Raw genomic sequence first — 18,960 nt, 5'->3', positions numbered from 1 at the left:
GTGAAAACCAGTATAATCCTTTCCCTAAAAATTGAAATAGCCATAATGTGTAAAAACGAGGCCATATGTTAACATCAGCTACACATAAATCGTCTGATAATTGTTTGGACGTGACAAATACAACTAATCAAAACACCACCAATCCAACTAACGAAAAAATAAACTTACTTAACTTTACCAGACAACAGTTAAGAGAATTTTTTATTTCGTTAGGAGAAAAACCATTTAGAGCGGATCAAGTGATGAAATGGATCTATCATTTTGGGATAGATGATTTCGATCTTATGACCGACATTAACAAAAAATTACGTGAGCAATTAAAAAAATTAGCTGAAATTAAAGCTCCTAAAATTGCCATCGAGCAACGTTCATCCGATGGCACTATAAAATGGGCTTTAGATGTAGGCAATAATCAAATGATTGAATCAGTTTATATTCCTGAACGTGATCGTGCGACCTTATGTGTTTCATCACAAGTGGGCTGTGCTTTGGAATGTAAATTCTGTTCAACAGCGCAACAAGGTTTTAACCGTAATTTAACCGTATCTGAAATTATTGGCCAAGTTTGGCGCGCATCAAATGCCATTGGCGTAACAGGTAAATTAGCCGATCGACCTATCACTAACGTTGTTATGATGGGAATGGGTGAACCTTTACTTAACTTATCCAATGTCGCACCAGCAATGGAAATTATGCTAGATGATTTTGGTTATGGTTTATCCAAAAGACGCGTGACACTTTCTACTTCTGGTGTCGTACCCGCTTTAGATAAATTAGCTGGCATGATTGATGTAGCATTAGCTATTTCATTACATGCACCAAATGATGAAATTCGTAGTGAGATTATGCCAATTAACCAAAAATATAATATGGCAATGTTACGTGATTCAATTTTACGTTATCTTTCAACCTCGAATGCTAATCATGGTAAAGTGACCATCGAATATGTATTACTCAACCAGATCAATGATAGTGTTGAACATGCCCATGAGTTGGCTAAATTCCTGAAAAATGTACCAAGTAAAATCAATTTAATTCCATGGAATCCTTTCCCTGGTGCGCCTTATGCGCGATGTTCAAACACTCGAATTGATCGGTTTATGAAAACATTAATGGGGTATGGATTTACGGTTATCGTTCGGAAGACCCGTGGCGATGATATTGATGCAGCTTGTGGTCAACTTGCTGGCGAAGTTGTAGATCGTACCAAACGAACGCTTTATAAAAAGCAAAATCTTGTTCAACAAACCGCCTAAAATAACCGAGGAGTTGTACATGAAAAACGCATTAATAGCATTAAGCAGTTTGGTCATGCTAATGCTATCAGGCTGTCAAATGAATGGTCGTGAGGATTTTGACCCAGAAACCGCTGCGTTAGCAAGAATGCGATTAGGTTTAGGTTATTTAGCCAAAGCCAATGAATCTGAAGATAACGTTAAAGCAGCACATTATAATCTAAAATTGGCAGCTCAGTATTCACCCAATAATCCTCAAATCATGCTAGCAATGGCAATGTTTGATCAACATGTTGGTGAATATAATGAAGCAGAGATGATTTATAAACGAATCACATTAATGCAACCAGGTAATGGTTTATATCGTGTGCACTACGGCTCCTTTTTATGTGGTAGAGATCGTTACCAAGAAGCGAAACAACAATTTGCCAAAAGTCTAGAACTAGATCGGCACCGCTGGAAAGCAGATACCTATGAGCAATATGGTTATTGTGCTATCCAAAACGGCGATAAGAAAACGGCAGATCTAATGTTTAAACAACTTTTTGCATATGATGCCAGTCGTCGAACTAATGTAGCAAAAACAGCCGAACTTTATAAAAATAAAGGCGACAACAAGATAGCTAACTATCTATTTTTAGTATCAAAAAAATAAATTATAAATACAAAATTAAAATTAACATCACTGGAAGCAAGAGTATATATCATGAGTTTTTTGGCTATTTTACTGCTAGCATTAGCCATGTCTACAGATGCCTTTGCGGTAGCGATTTGTCGTGGCGTATCACTAAAATCAACGCCGTTTTTAGGCGCATTAAAAGTGGGGATCTTATTTGGTTTTGTTGAAGCCATGACGCCATTACTAGGCTGGTTAATTGGCTATATTGCCCTACAATATATTGAAAGATGGGATCATTGGATTGTTTTTACCGTCATGTTATTGTTAGGTCTAAACATGATCTATCATAGTTTTAAGGAAGATAACGATGACAACTGTGATGCAAAACCACTTCCTTCATCGAAAAAATCATTTTTAATATTAGTTCTTACTGCGATTTCAACAAGTATTGATGCATTTGCTGTTGGTGTCGGATTAGCACTTGCCAGCGTTAATATTTATATTGCCGCCACCATGATTGGACTTGCAACCTGTATCATGGTTACGTTGGGCTTATTGCTAGGTAAAAAAATTGGTTGTTTAATTGGTAAACAAGCATCATTTATCGGTGGCATCGTTCTTATTGTCATCGGTTCAATAACATTGTACCAACATCTCACTATATAATTTTATTCTTTACTTAAGTTTAGATATAAAAAAACCACTCACATATTGGAGTGGTTTTTTATTTTGACTGGTTAAATAGGGGAATTACATCATTCCGCCCATTCCTCCCATGCCGCCCATACCACCAGCAGCACCTAAGTCAGCTTTATCATCTTTAGGTAAATCAGTAACCATACATTCAGTTGTGATCATAAGACCTGCTACTGATGCAGCATATTGTAATGCACTACGTGTTACTTTAGTTGGATCTAAAATACCCATGGCAATCATATCACCATATTCTTCAGTTGAGGCATTGTAACCATAGTTACCTTTACCGCCTTTAACCGCATTGACCACAACAGAAGCTTCTTCACCGCAGTTAGTAACGATTTGACGTAATGGCGCTTCCATTGCACGAAGAGCAACTTTAATACCAACGTTTTGATCTTCGTTTGCACCTTTAAGGTCTAAAATTGCAGAAGCAGCACGAACTAACGCAACACCACCACCAGCAACAACACCTTCTTCAACTGCTGCACGAGTCGCATGTAATGCATCTTCAACACGTGCTTTTTTCTCTTTCATTTCAACTTCAGTTGCTGCACCAACTTTAATTACTGCAACACCGCCAGCTAATTTAGCCACACGCTCTTGAAGTTTTTCTTTATCGTAATCAGAAGTTGATTCTTCGATTTGTTTACGAATTTGTTCAACACGTGCATTAATTAATGATTCTTCACCAACACCGTCGATGATAGTTGTGTTATCTTTATTGATAACCACACGTTTAGCTTGACCTAAATCTTCAAGTGTTGCTTTTTCAAGCTCTAAACCAATTTCTTCAGAAATTACAGTACCAGCAGTTAAGATTGCGATATCTTGTAACATTGCTTTACGACGGTCACCAAAACCAGGTGCTTTAACCGCTGCAACTTTAACAATACCACGCATAGTATTCACAACTAATGTTGCTAATGCTTCGCCTTCAACATCTTCAGCGATGATTAATAAAGATTTACCTGCTTTAGCAACGGCTTCTAATACTGGTAATAATTCACGGATATTAGAGATTTTTTTATCTGCTAATAAAATATACGGACTATCTAATTCAACAGTCGCAGTTTCTGGTTTGTTGATGAAATATGGAGATAAATAACCACGGTCAAACTGCATACCTTCAACAACATCAAGTTCATCTTGTAAACCAGTACCATCTTCAACAGTGATAACACCTTCTTTACCTACTTTTTCCATTGCTTGAGCAATTAAAGTACCAACTGTTTCATCAGAGTTTGCTGAAATAGTACCAACTTGTGCAATCGCTTTAGAATCAGCACATGGTGAAGATAATTTTTTAAGCTCTTCAACTGCTGCAACTACTGCTTTATCAATACCACGTTTTAAATCCATTGGATTCATACCAGCAGCAACTGCTTTTAAACCTTCGTTAACGATAGCTTGCGCAAGTACAGTTGCAGTAGTGGTACCATCACCTGCTGCATCGTTTGCTTTTGAAGCTACTTCTTTAACCATTTGCGCACCCATGTTTTCGAATTTATCTTCTAATTCGATTTCACGAGCAACTGATACACCATCTTTAGTGATAGTTGGCGCACCAAATGATTTATCTAATACAACATTACGTCCTTTTGGACCTAAAGTTACTTTAACTGCATCAGCTAATACATTAACGCCTTTAAGCATTTTAGCACGAGCGTCATTTCCAAATTTTACATCTTTAGCTGCCATCTTCGTATTTCTCCTAAATTCTGTATATAAGTTAAATTATCTGCCAGTTATTCTTGAACAATGGCTAAAATATCGCTTTCTGATAAGATAAGCACTTCTTCGTTATCAATTTTTTCTGTTTTAACGCCATATCCTTCATTGAAAATTACGATATCACCAACTTTAACATCTAATGGTTGAACTTGACCATTTTCTAAAATGCGACCATTACCAACAGCTAAAACTTCACCACGTGTTGATTTACCTGCTGCTGAGCCAGTTAACACAATACCGCCAGCTGATTTTGATTCTACTTCTTTGCGTTTAATGATCACACGATCATGCAATGGACGAATTTTCATTAGTTATCTCCTAGCACTAATTTTTACTTAAGTAATTATTAACAATAAATCATAAAATTATGATATGTATTATATAGTGCATATTAGATGGGGATTAATTTATATTCTTCAAGAGAATAAAATAAAAAAATTTTCTAATTGATTAATTATTCATCATCTTTCCGTTCAAATTCTCCTTCTATCACATCATTATTTACTTGTACATTGCGACTAGAAGAAAATGAATAAACTTTAGTAGGAAGTTTTTTAACAATAAAGCGCACAATATATTCCTGAACATATGGAATTAATAAAATCCCCCCTAAGATATCCGTTAGAAAACCTGGAATAAATAAGAAAAAACCAGCAAATAATAGCGAAACACTGTTAATAATTTCTTCTTTTGGGTTTTGTTGATTAGCAATCTTTTGTTGCATAAGGCTTAAATTTTTTAACCCTTGCTTTTTAATTAATGAAAAACCAATAATCGAGGTAGCAATAATTCCGATTAATGCAAGCAATACCCCCACTGAATTAGCAATTGCGATAAAAAAACTAATCTCACAATAAACATAAATAAAAAATATAATAAAACCAATAACTCGCATACCAAAATTCCTCTAAATATAGAGCGACATTATTTTCAATTAGTTATTAAAATGGTGACGATTAGCTAAATTTCAACCAAACAGTATATATTTTTAAAAATATCTCACAAAAGGGATTGACGAATAATCTCTAATCGTGTTTAATACAGCTCCATTGTTGCCCGGATAGCTCAGTCGGTAGAGCAGGGGATTGAAAATCCCCGTGTCCGTGGTTCGATTCCGCGTCCGGGCACCAATCACCAAATTTTAAGACCTGCTTCTAGCAGGTTTTTTTATGTCTAAAGCCTTTTCCAATAAACCTTGCACCTTATTTCACTATTCAACCGAGTTCAACTTAATTAACCCAAAATCAAGTGAACAATGGCTTTAAACATATGGACTTCTCGACGATATTTTTTAACTAATACGATAAATTAATACCTAATTCCATGTAATATTAATCCTATAATAAAGTAAACCATAATTTATCATCATATTTATTAACCTTAATAAATAAAATCATTCGGCATAAAAACTTGAAGAGTTAAATTATGCTGAATTAGAAATTTATGAAGTAGTTATTGATGTCGGAGATTATATTAATTCTATTACTGACTTAATTAATTTATCTGATAACTTAAATTGCAGAAAGTGGCTGTATAGTTTAAAAGAACTAGGTAATTTAAGTAACTACTTTGATTATGAACGTTACAGTCATGATATTACACGCTAAAAAAATAGTACATTTTATTCGGATAATTATATTTATTACACTGGTAAAAGTTTTTGTAATGATTATGATGAAAAATGTGTACCAGAAGAGTATTGTGGTGAAATCATTACAATATTTGTATATTTATTGCGAAATCGCCGCAAAAATGATACTGTATTTACTTACAGTGGCGGAGTATTAGGTCGTTTCCTAAGAAACCAAAGGTATAAATTTAACTTCGATTTAAATAACGTTTCTTATGTAACAGATATTAATCCACTATGTTAAATAGAATAGAATTAGATAAAGTGAAAGAACCATCGCCCGAGGTATTAAAAAAGCTATAGGCTCGTTATAAAATAAATTTACTAGAATTATATGAACTTTCAGAATAAATTGATAGTAGCTTATGTATATCTAAAAATCAGAATCCTTTTTATAATTGTGAATTATTGGGTGAGAAAAAATAAATTCGATTCAAAATATAATGAATCTTTTTGCTAAAAAAGATAGGCATGAAACTAATGGAGTTAAAATGCAGTATAAATTAGGTGAGCTATTTTGTGGTCCAGGTGGATTAGCTTATGGGGCAATAAATGCAAGTAGTTTAGACGAAAAACTTACTATAGTTCATGAATGGGCAAATGATTATGACAGAGATACTTGTGCTACCTATGCTCACAATATTTGTGATGGTAAAAGTAAGTCGGTATTTCATGAAGATATAAGAAAGTTAAATATGGAAAATTTAACACCTATTGATGCATTAGCATTTGGTTTTCCGTGTAATGACTATAGTATTGTAGGAGAACAAAAGGGGATTGATGGAGTCTATGGACCCTTGTATTCCTATGGAGTTAAAGCATTAAAACATTTTCAACCTGATTGGTTTTTGGCTGAAAATGTAGGAGGTCTAAGAAATGCAAATGATGGAAAAGCTTTTACGCAGATTTTATCTGAATTAAAAGATGCGGGTTATGTAGTTGTTCCACATTTATATAAATTTGAAGAATATGGTATTCCCCAAGCTAGACATCGAATAATTATTGTTGGAATTAGGTTGGATTTAAGTAAAACCGTATCTTTCAGAGTACCATCCCCTCGTCCTTATTTAAAAGTAGATAATACTTGTAAAAATGCTATAGAAACCCCCCCAATTCCTACTGATGCATTTAACAATGAAATGACAAAGCAGTCTAAAGTTGTTGTTGAAAGATTGAAACATATTTTACCTGGACAAAATGCTTTTACAGCAGATTTACCGAAAGCATTGCAATTGAATGTTAAAGGGGCTAGGATGAGTCAAATTTATAAAAGACTTGATCCTTCCAAACCTGCATACACTGTTACAGGTAGTGGTGGTGGAGGTACTCACATATATCATTGGGAAGAGCCACGGGCTTTGACAAATAGGGAACGAGCAAGATTACAAACATTTCCTGATTCTTATGAATTTTTAGGTTCCAAAGAAAGTGTGCGAAAACAAATTGGTATGGCTGTTCCTTGTCAAGGCGCAAAAATAATATTTGATGCTATTTTGAATAGCTTTGCTAAAATTGATTATGATTCTGTTGAACCTAATATAAGTGAATAGGTAAATGTTTAATCAGGATTTAATTAATAGGATATTGATAGAGCCAATTCGTAGAGGAGCCAATCGGCTATTAATAGTTTCAGGCTACGCTTCTCATACGATGGCATCTTGGCATTTAAAAAGAATTAAAGAATTAGGTTTACCAACAATTGATATAGAATTAATTGTTGGCATGGCCTTATATGATGGATTAAAGGAAGATATTCATCAAGGTTTCAAAGATATTCATGAAAATAACGATGATATCTATTCTAATTTTCAATGTCAGTACATAATTGAACACGCTCCCGTTCACAGTAAAATTTATATTTGGCTAGATAATGATTTACCAACAGAAGCATATACAGGGTCAGCTAATTATTCTCAAGCAGGTTTCAGTTTAGGGAGAAGAGAATATATGACACCTTGTGAGCCTTACCTGGCTTTTCAATATTATAATGGTTTGATTTGTGATGTGATGTTTTGTAACCATAATGAAATCGAAGATTATATTATGTTAAGAGCATCTCATCCTGTTTTAGAGAATGAAATCGAAAATTCAGCTATTATTTTTGATGACAGCATTGAAAATGTAACCCTTTCTCTCTTGGACTCAAAAACTGGTGAAACACACAGGCATTCTGGCCTAAATTGGGGACAAAGAAATGGTAGAGAGCCAAACCAAGCTTACATTCCTGTTCCTTCAAGAATAGCAAGATCTGGATTTTTTCCCCTAGAAAAAAGACATTTTTCAGTTTTAACTGATGATCATAAAAATTTGGTTTTAAGAGTCCAGCAACAAGGTGATAAAGCGATAACAACACCAATGAACAATTCGTTGATAGGAGAATACTTTAGAAATCGTCTAGGCCTTAACAATGGACAGTTCGTAACCAGACAACACTTAGAAGATTATGGTAGAACGGATGTAACTTTTTATAAATTAGATGAAGAACAATTTTATATGGATTTTTCACCGCATTAATAATCAAATTTGTTTCACGGAGAAATATAAGTGCTAAATTATTGGTGGGTAACACGACCTAAAAGACGTTTGAATTCAGTTCCAGAAGTATTGGCAACTTTTTCTGATATTTCATTAAATCAAGAATGGATTGGACAACGAGAAATTCATATGTCATTAGAAGACGCCCTCGAAGAAGCTGGATTAAAACGTACTGGAGATCGGCGAGATCAAACAGGTGGTGGAGGTAGAACCTATAAAGCTTGGTTAGTAAGTTTAGGTTTAATTTTTGTACAAGAAAATACTAAAAAAATAAAATTAACCTTAGCTGGGGAAGCAATAATGAATGGTGATTCTCCAGTTGAAGTATTAAAAAATCAAATTATCAAATACCAGTTCCCTTCTTCTTATTCATTAAGTAGCGGAGTAAATGTTTCGGTTCGTTTTAAAATAAGACCTTTCAAGTTTTTGTTAAAATTATTATCAGATTCTAGAATTGAAAGTTTATCAGAAGAGGAAATTGCAAAAATTGTCGTTGTTGAAGCAGAAAATGAAAGTGCTAAATGTTTTGAATATATTGTTCAACAAATAATTAAATTTAGAAATGATGGTGATGCAATTTTAGCTAAAAATTTTTTTGAAAAATATTCTTCAAGCCGAGGCTCAAAAAATAGTTTTGATCACCTATTAGACATTGCTAACACTATAATTAACTGGTTGGAATATACTCAATTAGTCAAAAGGGATACTGAAGACCATAGGATAAGAATTATTGAGGATAAAATAGATGAGATTAATCAACTGTTGTCTGATTCTCCATTCATTGACCGTCCTGAACAACATGAATATTTTCAAAGAAAATTTGGTGTGGATCCAAAACATCGAAAAGATACACGTAATTTGTTAAATATACATGGAATTTCAACGAGAGTTATTGCAATTAATAAAATCAAACAGGCATTTATTACTGAATCAGTAAAAATGCCAATAAGTAAAATTACTAGTACTCTCATAGACAAAATTTGTGAAAAAACAGGATTTTTACCTGATCTAGTCGAAGATTGCCTACAAGAATTATATCCACAAGGAGCTATTGGTGCTTTTTTGTCAGAATATTTTGAAATGGCTTTCAAAGGTAGAGAGCAAGCCACTGATTTTGAATTAGCAACGGTAGATTTATTTCAAAATGTTTTTGGTTTTACAGCTAGGCATGTAGGACCAAAAGGTTTGACACCTGATGTGTTATTACTTTCTGATGATGAAGGTTATTCGGCTATTTTAGATAATAAAGCATATAGTAAATATAGTATAACTAATGATCATCATAACAGGATGGTCTATAATTATATTGGTCAGCTTAACAATTATTATAATGGTACTTATCCACTTAGCTTCTTTTCTTATATAGCCGGGGGATTTGGCTCCAATATAAATATACAACTAAATAGAGTTGTTAACGAAACCGGTATTAATGGAAGTGCTATTAATATATCTACAATGATAAATCTAGTTTATGAGCATACAAGTAATCCTTATACACAACAACGAATTAGAGATATATTTAGTCTTAATAGAAGAGTATTACAAGCTGATTTATGAGTTAGTTTATTATTTTATCTTTTATTTTTATAAATATTTTATAAATTATTATAACATTGTTTTTTTTAGTTTTTTTAATAAATGATTATTGGTAGCATGTATTTTTAGAGGGAATAATTGTGTCAATTATAGGCACCATAAATTTATCTCTATTGAGCTCAAAAACCGGGAAAACACATTTAAGTTTTGTTTTAAATTGGTGACATAGAAAAATAGAGGGCCAAACCAAGCTTACATTCTTGTACCTGTAAACATAGTAAGAACTAGTTTTTCCCCATCAAGTGATGAGCTTTTTGAAATATCATATGATGATGGAAAACGCCTAATATTGCGTTTAGAACAAGACAACGTTAAATTACTGTACAAGAAAATAGTTCAATTCTAGGTAAATACTTTGGAAACCACTAGGCCTAAACAATGGGCAATTCGTAACTAGACAATACTTATCAAAACTAGAGATAGTAAATTTCATTAGATTTTTCTAGGCTTTGAAATTAATTGTTGTCTTGCTGTTTATTTAAAAATGAATGGGATGTCCTACTGTCAATAAATAATATTTAAAATAAGATATCATCCTTGCATTTTTATAAATTTAAAAGAAACATTTTTATCCCAGTTGGGATGATATGATGTTTTTTGTAATAATAATTTCCCTGCTCTATTTATTCTTTCTTTACCTATATCACTGATATATTTAAATCTATTTTTAAATTTTTTGTTCTTAAAATTGCAATGCTCTGGTGATTGAATCATTATAAATTTTCTATTTCCACCATCTTCCGAATTCAATTCCAATGTAGCATGTGCAGTGGTTGCTGAACCAGCAAAAAAATCGAGAATAATATCATTATGTTTTGATGCTATCTGTAATATTTTTTTTATTAATGAAACAGGTTTTGGTGTATCAAAAACTAGTTCATTGTTAAATAAAGATGTTATTTCTTTATTAGCCTGTTGTGTGTGACCGACTTCATCGTATGACCAAAACGTTGTGGGTAGTACTCCTTGTTTAACCTCATTCAAATATCTTTTTAATTGTGGTGCACCAGTACCTTTTTGACCAAAATAAATTCGATTTTCTTGAAGCCATTTATTCATTGTTTCTTTAGATGCTCTCCAACTATTTCCATTTGGAGGATAATACTCTTTACCAGTATTAGGATTAACAATTGGATATACCCTACTAAGAGAAAATTTTTTTACTAATAAATTATCTTGTCGCCAAACACCTTTACCATCGCCATCATCGTTTTTATAAGGTTTATTAAGATTTTCATTCCTAGGCAATAAGTTGATTCTGAAATTACTTGTTTTTTGATAAACAATAATATATTCATGAACAGTGGACATCGTATAAGAATCATTGGATTGAGAATATTTTTTTTGCCAAATAATGTTAGCTATAAAATTTTCTTTGCCAAAAATGTTATCGCAAATTAAACGTAAATTAACTAATTCATTATCATCAATACTAATAAATATTGCTCCATCTTCAGCTAATAAACTTTTGGCTAACTCTAATCTTGGTGACATCATCTCAGACCATGTGAATCCTTTATAATCAGAAAAACAATCATTATATACATAAGAATTGCCAGTATTATAAGGAGGATCTATATAGATTAAATTGATTCTATTTTTATACTTATCAATCAAATGTTCTAATGCAAACAAATTATCACTTTCTATATATAAATGATCTTGATTTATTAATTTGTTAATTTTTTTCATATATAATTATCAAGTTATTAATGCAAAGCAGGTATATAACTATAATTTAATTTTTACACTCAAACCTCCAAAATAATTGAATATAACATTAAAAGCAAGCGAACTTTTGACAAAGAAAGATATACATTTTATGTTTATATTATCAAAACTTAAAAATGACCTTCCCCAGGATATAAATAACATAAGGAATGTTTATGAATAAAAATTATAAACTCCTTTTCCTTCTCATTAACCGATTATAAAAATTTATACTGTAAGCCAAGGTTGAACCTAATTTTTTTGCAATTGGTTCTCATAGTTTATATGAAAATTCTATTTCAAATTTGATGACACTATTTATTGAGCAGAATTCTCATATTCATCCATTCCTGACATGAGTTTTATTATCGCTTTTAGAGTTTCCTGAAATAAATTTTGTTTATCTCAGTGAACTATCAGTAAAAAAAGATGATGACAGATAAAGAGATTAAGTTCCTACGGATACAACTTCGGATACATTCCTCAACCTCAATTCCTCCAACTCAATAATACCAATGCTTTAAGCTGTATCTTCGATTCCGCGTCCGGGCACCAATCACCAAATTCTGAGACCTGCTTCTAGCAGGTTTTTTTATGTCTAAAGCCTTTTCCAAGCTACCTTTCAAGGGATTTTCTTTGTCAACTGACATCAACTGAGATCACCCCATATCAAGTGCAAAATCGGATACAAACCCGGATACATTTGGTTCGATAGTGACGTGTATCTATAAATATTGTTAACCAATTTAATCAGTTAAAACTTTATCAAGACGCTTATAATCTTGACGATAAGCATTGAGGTTTCTAACTGACTAAATAATCAACAATAGTGATTATTTAACACTATTAACTAAAAAGTTAAATCCAATAAGATTGTAGTGATATAAATAATAGGCAATATTGATGTATATGTAGTTACTTCTATTACTCTGTTTTCATTGTCGAGACGTTAAGGATTCAAGCGGTATCATAAGTAACATGACATCAAAATTTCAGGGATTTTGACTACAATTTGTTGTATTTACCACAGCCTTTTATCATCAAATAAGCGGTTAAAACTTGTTGTATTTGAGATTGGATAAGTGACATAAATCGCTTTGCTAGATTTTTTAGAAGGAAAGTTCATAATTTTAAGATTTTCATAAAACTGATACCCTAAAACATATCCCAATAGATAACCGATAAAGACTTTTTTGCCATCATCTGTTGTTACTTTGTCATTGATAAAAATTCTGGTGTATATATCTAAAGACGAATTTATTTCGGCATCGATTATTTCACTGTCTGATTTTTGTGACATAGAAATAATATTATTTTTAATCCAAGCTAAATAATCGCAAGTACTATGAATAATATCACCATTTTTTCTATTGAACTTAGGGTATTTAAATAGATCTAGTTGTCTAAGACGATTAATTAATGCTTGATGAGAAGTATATTTTCGTAAATTACAACTTTTTGATAAATAGATATTATTAGGGATCTTTGATGACTTTATCTCTACCAAATAAACGTTATTTGCTCGGCAAAACTCAATAGTATCATCAGTTAACATACCATAATGGCTGGCAAGAATTGTTTCCGTTATTTTTTGCTTAACAAGTGCGATATTGGGATTATTTTTTTCATAGATAAGACCATCAAAAGGAGCATGTTTTTTAAATAAATCAGTCCTAAATTGGTCATAAGCCGTATATGATAATTGTCTCATATTATCATTTTGACAATTTTGGTACTCAATCAAATCAATAAATAACTCCTCAACAATTTTCCCTTGTAGGGTATTTTTATCTATCTCTTTTTGATTTCTGTTTGGTTGCCAAGTATTTTGCGTGTTTTTAGCAATTTTATCTAAATTTAAGTTTAATTTTTCTAAATCATCCTGATAAGTAAAAATAACAATATTTTCATCAACATTAAAAAATTTAAATCGATTGGTTTCTATTATATTTACCATTGCAAAATTACTTAGTTAGTTCATGGGTTTAACCTTACTTTCAATAAAGTTAATTTCGTTTTCAGCTAAACTATATTTAATATAAAGTTGCTGATCGACATCTGAAATAGATCTACTCCAATCTATATCTGAATTTTTAGTAAAATTTTGCAGCGGAACTTTTGACCATGTGATCTTTGATTGATTATTCTGGGTTGTTTTCATAATACCTAGCATTGAACGAGCAAATTTTGACTTAATGTATTTAAGTAATGCTTCAGCTTCAAACTCAGTATCAAATTCTCCTAGACTGACAAATGTTTGGTTATGTCCGATTGCGGGAGATCCAACAACTGGTGTACTCAATATCTCTCCAAACGCCCCTGTTCCATTAGCACCTGGCACAAAAACTTTCCATTTATCTAAATTAGCATGATTAGCAATATATTTTCTTTTCAACCAATAATATATACGGGCACCTTTTGTGCGACCGTAGATTTGAATATAATCCTCGCCATCATCTGGCTTGGTGGTAAAAAATATTTCTGGATAGCGACTAAATACACTAGAGGCGACAGCTTTTGCATGAGCCTTATCCGTTCGGCCAATCAAATAAGGATTTTCAATAAACAAACAATCTGTAAATCGATAACTATCGGGGCTATACACAAAATTACTCATATTTTCTTTAGTTATTGATTTAACTTTATGAAATATAGATCGCAATTCCTTGAAAGGAATAAAAGTATCAATTTCACCAAAAATTTTATTTTTATCTCTAAAAATAATTACGATACCGCCTTTAATATCAACATTTGGGAAAACTTCATCACTTTTAGCATTGAAATATTCAATATTGATATGTTTGTCAGTCAGCATTTTCTGATTCCACTTTTTCGGTGTTGCCCCTTGATTTGCCAAGAATCGAGCCGGCGAAATCAACGTGTATTTACTTGCGACCTTTTCAGCTAAATCATAAAAATAATGATATATAGGAACAGCTTGATTATTTTCGCCGACATTCATATCTTGATAGGGAGGATTACCGACAACCACATCGAATTTCATTATCTATCTCCTTCGCCAAAAAAAATCATTTCCCCTATATCCCAATTCATAATTTTTACACGCTTACCGTGGTTTTTAAGCAATTGTTGTGCATTGTTTTCTTGACTAAAAGAAGTTAACTGATTGTCACACAATGAGGCTTGTTGTTCTGACAAAGGAATAATCTGTTGTAAAGCATCCATCTGGAATAAATTATAGCTAATCACTTCAGCCACATTTTTCAAAAATTCATATAATGGTTCTTCTTGCCACTTAGCAAAATAATAATCACAACATGTGTAAAATAAATTCTCGCGAGCTAATAAAAGCGAGTCGCCATTCCATTCAAAGCCATAACTGGCTTGATAAGCTTTGATAGCGAATCTTTGCCATTCTTTTTTATCATTTATTTCGGCATTGATACGTTTTAGTTTCCTATCAACAAAACCTACCCTTTTTTGCAGTGGTATCATTTGCCCAGAATTCATATCATAGCGAGTAACCATATAGGGCGCTTCACCACATGATATTTCTAACCATTTTCGCTTAATATAAGTGTCCAAATCATCATTAGCGTATTCTTTCTCAAGAATATCATTTTGTTTTTGCACAACCCAAATTGGTGTAAATACTTCCGCTTTTGATTTAGTTCGTTCTTTTTGCTGCTCTCGCGGTTTTAACGCCCGAGGCATGATGATTTTTGCCATGTTACCTGTGATTAACTCAGGTCTTATCTGAGCAGATGGTGAATAGGCTGTATGGTTATATTGGCTATAATTATCATTGGCCCAAATAATATTATTTATCTCATCAGCTGTAGATGTCGTTCTATCAATTAATAATATGTTGAATATTTCAGGCATTTGTTCTCTTATGTTGTTTTCTGAAATATCCGTAACCGGATAGTCACGATTCAATTGCTCATCCTTATATAACTTATTATTGGGATTAATTATTCTGTTTGGCATACAACTCGTTTCATCCAAAGATATAAATTTTAGATATATTGATAATAGTTACAGTAATAGATCCTATAAATAAATCAGATTGTTGCTGTAATTTCCTCGAATGCTCCATGTTTTAGCATACAATATTTCATTTAAACTAAGTTTATAAATACTCAATTTAAGGATGCGTATAATTCACCAGTATAATCATTTAAAGCTAATTTATCTAATAACATTGCTTGTCGTGGCCTAGTGAAGGTGGATAATTAAAGGAGAAGATAACAATATTACTTAGTTGGTTGTTATTCCTGAAGAAATAACAACCTAATTATATATAATGCGAATAAATTAATTTTTAATTAATAAGTTTTTGGCGAGTAAAAAATTACCAATTGTTGCACTACCATTATTTTCAACTGACGGTGTTTTTATATATTTATCAATATTTTCAATGGTGACATAATTATTTAATAATCTTTTAAAATGCGTTTTTATTCGTTCTAGCATATGATTTTGGCTCATCACACCACCACCAACAATGACTAACTCAGGTCTAATCACTAAGGTCGCATTTAAAATAGCTTGGGCAATATAGTATGCTTGAATATCCCAAACATCTGAACTAGCATCTAATTCTTGGCCTTTTTTACCCGTTCTTGCTTCAATACTTGGCCCTGATGCTAGCCCTTCTAAACAATCACCATGTAATGGACAAACACCTTTAAAATTGACATCTAACGAATGTTTTTTTATTAATTGATGCCCCATTTCTGGGTGACCGACGCCACCTATAAATACGCCATTTTGAATAGCGCTTCCTCCAATTCCAGTGCCAATTGTGTAATAAACCAAATTATTACATGAGTTTAAATACATTTCACCATAAGCGCTTGAGTTAACATCCGTTGTAAAAAAGATAGGTATATTGAGTTCTTTCTGTATTGGTAAAACAATATTTACATTAGTCCAACCTTGTTTTGGAGTATTCAGTATGCATCCATACTGGTCACTAGAAATATCAAGATCTACCGGCCCAAAACTGCCTATTGCTAAAGCATCAACACTATTTTGTTTAAAAAACAGAATGACCTTTTTTATCGTTTCTGCATAAGTTGTGGTTGGAATAGTCTCGCTAATAATTATTTCATTATTTTCATTGCCAACAGCACAAATAAACTTTGTTCCTCCCGCCTCAACACTACCATATCGTTTCATTATTTATCTCCATTAAATATTATTCATTACAGTCAATTAGGGTTATCTGCTAACCAAATTGAAATGTAAATTTTTTATCCTAGTAATTATTAAAATGCCTTACAGTATTTTTGTTTATTATATATTACTTAAATCAAAATGCAGCGACGTCGTAAAACTCTCTAATGGTGCTAAAATCAATCCCCCCTCTGGCTTATTCATTGGCCATCCTAAACCAGGTTCAATACCGAGAACATATTCATTTTGACCAAATTGATTCCACTGTGTCAGATAAGGGAGCTCAGTTGAGTCATATTGACAGTCCAGCGCAATACCAATAGTTTTATTTTCAACCCTAAAACGGCATTTTTTTTCTGATTTTGGCCGATGAAAATAGACCTGCTCATCGAAAATAGCTTGAGGCGGTAATACATCAAGAAAATGTGCTAATCCCTTATCGGCAACTTCATCTCGGGGTAACGTGGTTACTGTGGGTAGCTTTATTGTCGTATCTGGTGATAATAGTGGATAACCAAAGTTAATATGATATAAAAGTTGAATATTTTCATGCCTAAATGCTTGGTTAGTGATTGTGTCAGTGATAGTAAAGGATGAAGATTTTAATGAAGTAGTTATTGTTCTTTGTAATTGAATATTTTCAGAAAAAAACACAGCTTGACGTATTTTACCCTTCAACTGAATAATATAATCATCATCATCCCAAAATTCATTAATAGAAAAATTTTCTGTACGTAAATTAGAAAATGGGCCATGTAAACCATTAATAGTCGATGGCGGACCAATATGCGTTAATCCACAAGTAGTTAATAAACCACAATGAAAATTTTTTAAAAACTCATATCCACTATTATTCACGCTCTCTGGATTTCTGATCCCTACTTTTGATATTGGCGCAATGGGTATGCCTTTATAACGACATGCTGAAATATCCATTCCTCGATCAGGTAATACAGTAAAACTTAACCCTGCTGCGGTATTAACCTCACAAATACGAGAATTAAAACCAGGGCCATCATTTAAAATGGAACTCGTTGCCCCAGCAATTTGTTTAATATCACCAACATACTGTAGCAACTCTTTAGCGGTCATATTTTTAAACCAACTCATAATAGGCCCCTTTATCATCAAGCTGTTAGAACTTTTATCGACCTTTTATATCGCTCAATATCCTTTTTATCAACAGTTTGAGTTGTTATTAAATAATCCACTTCTTTTAATTGTGCGAAACTGGATTTTGAATCAATATTGAATTTGGTTGAGTCAATTAGCGCAATAGATTGTTGGCATTTAGCTAAAAATCTTTTTTTGTCGACAACTTCATTGTAATTATAATCAGAGAACCCGTTTTTTAGTGAAACACCTGATGCTGAAAAGAAAAACTTATCAATATTAAAAGCATTAATAACGCTATCATCAAAAGAGTTTTGTATGGTATTTGATTTTGGTTTTAAAACTCCGCCAATGATAATAACCGTCAAATTCGGGTTTTCTTTTAGCTTAACAGCAATATTGATACCCGTAGTAATAATAGTAATTTTAATATCAATATTGACTAATTTATTCGCAATTTCATTACTAGTTGAACTAGAATCAATCAGTATTGTATCTTTGTGTTTAATTAAAGATATAGCCAAACTAGCAATGCTCTGTTTTTCTTTTAGATTAAGTGCTTTTCTTTCATCATAAGGGGTTTGATGTATAAATTTATTCGATAACACAATCCCACCATGCGTTCTCTCTATATCTGGATAATTTGCACAAATTATATCAATATCACTACGCACTGTAGGCATTGATACATCTAATAACTCTGCTAACTCTTTAACAGTAATCGATTTATTTTCGATTACTTTCTTTAAAATAATCTGTTGTCTTTCTTCAGCAAACATAATTAGCCACCTTATATTTTGATTTATCTGCATAATACACAAAAAACAAATTAAAATAAAACAAAAAAACAAATAACAAAAAGAAAATAAAAAAAATAATTGACACAAATAAGAAAAGATAAAATAATAAAAGAAAAGAAAGTAAAGGAAAGTATTAATAACAGCAAATTT

17 protein-coding genes and 1 tRNA gene are annotated in these 18,960 nt (G+C 32.2%); 8 read left to right on the top strand and 10 right to left on the bottom strand.

What is annotated here, in order from left to right; genetic code table 11:
• The first annotated feature begins 65 nt into the window (after nucleotides 1–65).
• The 3 genes from rlmN to AC5LWZ_RS01650 are packed head-to-tail and all read left to right on the top strand — an operon-like array spanning nucleotide 66 to nucleotide 2,520.
• Nucleotides 66–1,256, top strand: coding sequence for a dual-specificity RNA methyltransferase RlmN (gene rlmN / locus AC5LWZ_RS01660; protein ID WP_065579081.1), 1,191 nt, complete (start codon nucleotides 66–68; stop codon nucleotides 1,254–1,256).
• A gap of 19 nt (nucleotides 1,257–1,275) precedes the next feature.
• On the top strand, nucleotides 1,276–1,890 hold the full coding sequence (locus AC5LWZ_RS01655; protein WP_493463869.1) for a hypothetical protein: 615 nt from the start codon (nucleotides 1,276–1,278) through the stop codon (nucleotides 1,888–1,890).
• 51 nt (nucleotides 1,891–1,941) lie between these two features.
• Nucleotides 1,942–2,520 carry a manganese efflux pump MntP gene (locus AC5LWZ_RS01650; RefSeq protein ID WP_493463868.1) on the top strand — a complete coding sequence of 193 codons (579 nt, stop codon included), beginning with the start codon at nucleotides 1,942–1,944 and terminating at the stop codon, nucleotides 2,518–2,520.
• An 84-nt stretch (nucleotides 2,521–2,604) separates the two neighbouring features.
• Here the strand turns inward: AC5LWZ_RS01650 and groL are convergent, their stop codons facing one another.
• From groL to AC5LWZ_RS01635, 3 genes are all read right to left on the bottom strand, one after another.
• Nucleotides 2,605–4,251: a chaperonin GroEL gene (gene groL / locus AC5LWZ_RS01645; protein ID WP_065613631.1), complete on the bottom strand. Its 1,647-nt coding sequence runs from the start codon at nucleotides 4,249–4,251 to the stop codon at nucleotides 2,605–2,607.
• Nucleotides 4,252–4,298: 47 nt separating this feature from the next.
• Entirely contained in the window at nucleotides 4,299–4,592 is a 294-nt protein-coding gene (locus AC5LWZ_RS01640; RefSeq protein WP_034901049.1) for a co-chaperone GroES, read from the bottom strand.
• A 146-nt stretch (nucleotides 4,593–4,738) separates the two neighbouring features.
• Nucleotides 4,739–5,179: an FxsA family protein gene (locus tag AC5LWZ_RS01635; protein WP_110448772.1), complete on the bottom strand. Its 441-nt coding sequence runs from the start codon at nucleotides 5,177–5,179 to the stop codon at nucleotides 4,739–4,741.
• 159 nt (nucleotides 5,180–5,338) lie between these two features.
• Here AC5LWZ_RS01635 and AC5LWZ_RS01630 point away from each other — a divergent pair.
• The 5 genes from AC5LWZ_RS01630 to AC5LWZ_RS01610 all read left to right on the top strand — a co-directional run bounded on the left by AC5LWZ_RS01630 (nucleotide 5,339) and on the right by AC5LWZ_RS01610 (nucleotide 10,391).
• Nucleotides 5,339–5,414, top strand: a tRNA-Phe gene (locus AC5LWZ_RS01630).
• A gap of 991 nt (nucleotides 5,415–6,405) precedes the next feature.
• On the top strand, nucleotides 6,406–7,464 hold the full coding sequence (locus AC5LWZ_RS01625) for a DNA cytosine methyltransferase (RefSeq protein WP_198222626.1): 1,059 nt from the start codon (nucleotides 6,406–6,408) through the stop codon (nucleotides 7,462–7,464).
• Nucleotides 7,465–7,468: 4 nt separating this feature from the next.
• On the top strand, nucleotides 7,469–8,428 hold the full coding sequence (locus AC5LWZ_RS01620) for a restriction endonuclease PLD domain-containing protein (RefSeq protein ID WP_198222624.1): 960 nt from the start codon (nucleotides 7,469–7,471) through the stop codon (nucleotides 8,426–8,428).
• A 30-nt stretch (nucleotides 8,429–8,458) separates the two neighbouring features.
• Nucleotides 8,459–10,006, top strand: a complete 1,548-nt coding sequence (locus tag AC5LWZ_RS01615; protein WP_198222622.1) for a restriction endonuclease FokI C-terminal domain-containing protein — start codon at nucleotides 8,459–8,461, stop codon at nucleotides 10,004–10,006.
• A gap of 235 nt (nucleotides 10,007–10,241) precedes the next feature.
• On the top strand, nucleotides 10,242–10,391 hold the full coding sequence (locus tag AC5LWZ_RS01610) for a hypothetical protein (RefSeq protein ID WP_493464168.1): 150 nt from the start codon (nucleotides 10,242–10,244) through the stop codon (nucleotides 10,389–10,391).
• A gap of 185 nt (nucleotides 10,392–10,576) precedes the next feature.
• On the opposite strand, the gene AC5LWZ_RS01605 is transcribed toward AC5LWZ_RS01610, so the two are convergent.
• The 7 genes from AC5LWZ_RS01605 to AC5LWZ_RS01575 all read right to left on the bottom strand — a co-directional run bounded on the left by AC5LWZ_RS01605 (nucleotide 10,577) and on the right by AC5LWZ_RS01575 (nucleotide 18,789).
• Nucleotides 10,577–11,737: a site-specific DNA-methyltransferase gene (locus AC5LWZ_RS01605; protein ID WP_085165853.1), complete on the bottom strand. Its 1,161-nt coding sequence runs from the start codon at nucleotides 11,735–11,737 to the stop codon at nucleotides 10,577–10,579.
• 1,039 nt (nucleotides 11,738–12,776) lie between these two features.
• Entirely contained in the window at nucleotides 12,777–13,712 is a 936-nt protein-coding gene (locus AC5LWZ_RS01600) for a hypothetical protein (RefSeq protein ID WP_493463867.1), read from the bottom strand.
• Between the two features lie 15 nt (nucleotides 13,713–13,727).
• Entirely contained in the window at nucleotides 13,728–14,759 is a 1,032-nt protein-coding gene (locus AC5LWZ_RS01595; RefSeq protein ID WP_198201532.1) for an Eco57I restriction-modification methylase domain-containing protein, read from the bottom strand.
• Nucleotides 14,759–15,706 (bottom strand): hypothetical protein, encoded by a 948-nt coding sequence (locus tag AC5LWZ_RS01590; protein ID WP_198201531.1) that lies wholly within the window; start codon nucleotides 15,704–15,706, stop codon nucleotides 14,759–14,761. The genes AC5LWZ_RS01595 and AC5LWZ_RS01590 overlap by 1 nt, the downstream gene beginning before the upstream one ends.
• A 327-nt stretch (nucleotides 15,707–16,033) precedes the next feature.
• Nucleotides 16,034–16,903, bottom strand: coding sequence for a fructokinase ScrK (scrK, locus tag AC5LWZ_RS01585; RefSeq protein WP_110448789.1), 870 nt, complete (start codon nucleotides 16,901–16,903; stop codon nucleotides 16,034–16,036).
• 114 nt (nucleotides 16,904–17,017) lie between these two features.
• On the bottom strand, nucleotides 17,018–18,007 hold the full coding sequence (locus AC5LWZ_RS01580) for a DUF4432 family protein (protein ID WP_294910350.1): 990 nt from the start codon (nucleotides 18,005–18,007) through the stop codon (nucleotides 17,018–17,020).
• Between the two features lie 17 nt (nucleotides 18,008–18,024).
• Entirely contained in the window at nucleotides 18,025–18,789 is a 765-nt protein-coding gene (locus AC5LWZ_RS01575; protein WP_181414714.1) for a DeoR/GlpR family DNA-binding transcription regulator, read from the bottom strand.
• Nucleotides 18,790–18,960 lie beyond the last annotated feature (171 nt).

It is taken from the genome of Gilliamella sp. LMG 34362 (assembly GCF_984569125.1).
This window is presented reverse-complemented; position numbering and strand designations above follow the sequence as displayed.

Coding starts and splice junctions, on each gene's coding strand:
- rlmN (WP_065579081.1), top strand. CDS start 66: ATGTTAACATCAGCTACACATAAATCGTCTGATAATTGTTTGGACGTG.
- AC5LWZ_RS01655 (WP_493463869.1), top strand. CDS start 1,276: ATGAAAAACGCATTAATAGCATTAAGCAGTTTGGTCATGCTAATGCTA.
- AC5LWZ_RS01650 (WP_493463868.1), top strand. CDS start 1,942: ATGAGTTTTTTGGCTATTTTACTGCTAGCATTAGCCATGTCTACAGAT.
- groL (WP_065613631.1), bottom strand. CDS start 4,251: ATGGCAGCTAAAGATGTAAAATTTGGAAATGACGCTCGTGCTAAAATG.
- AC5LWZ_RS01640 (WP_034901049.1), bottom strand. CDS start 4,592: ATGAAAATTCGTCCATTGCATGATCGTGTGATCATTAAACGCAAAGAA.
- AC5LWZ_RS01635 (WP_110448772.1), bottom strand. CDS start 5,179: ATGCGAGTTATTGGTTTTATTATATTTTTTATTTATGTTTATTGTGAG.
- AC5LWZ_RS01625 (WP_198222626.1), top strand. CDS start 6,406: ATGCAGTATAAATTAGGTGAGCTATTTTGTGGTCCAGGTGGATTAGCT.
- AC5LWZ_RS01620 (WP_198222624.1), top strand. CDS start 7,469: ATGTTTAATCAGGATTTAATTAATAGGATATTGATAGAGCCAATTCGT.
- AC5LWZ_RS01605 (WP_085165853.1), bottom strand. CDS start 11,737: ATGAAAAAAATTAACAAATTAATAAATCAAGATCATTTATATATAGAA.
- AC5LWZ_RS01600 (WP_493463867.1), bottom strand. CDS start 13,712: ATGGTAAATATAATAGAAACCAATCGATTTAAATTTTTTAATGTTGAT.
- AC5LWZ_RS01595 (WP_198201532.1), bottom strand. CDS start 14,759: ATGAAATTCGATGTGGTTGTCGGTAATCCTCCCTATCAAGATATGAAT.
- AC5LWZ_RS01590 (WP_198201531.1), bottom strand. CDS start 15,706: ATGCCAAACAGAATAATTAATCCCAATAATAAGTTATATAAGGATGAG.
- AC5LWZ_RS01580 (WP_294910350.1), bottom strand. CDS start 18,007: ATGAGTTGGTTTAAAAATATGACCGCTAAAGAGTTGCTACAGTATGTT.
- AC5LWZ_RS01575 (WP_181414714.1), bottom strand. CDS start 18,789: ATGTTTGCTGAAGAAAGACAACAGATTATTTTAAAGAAAGTAATCGAA.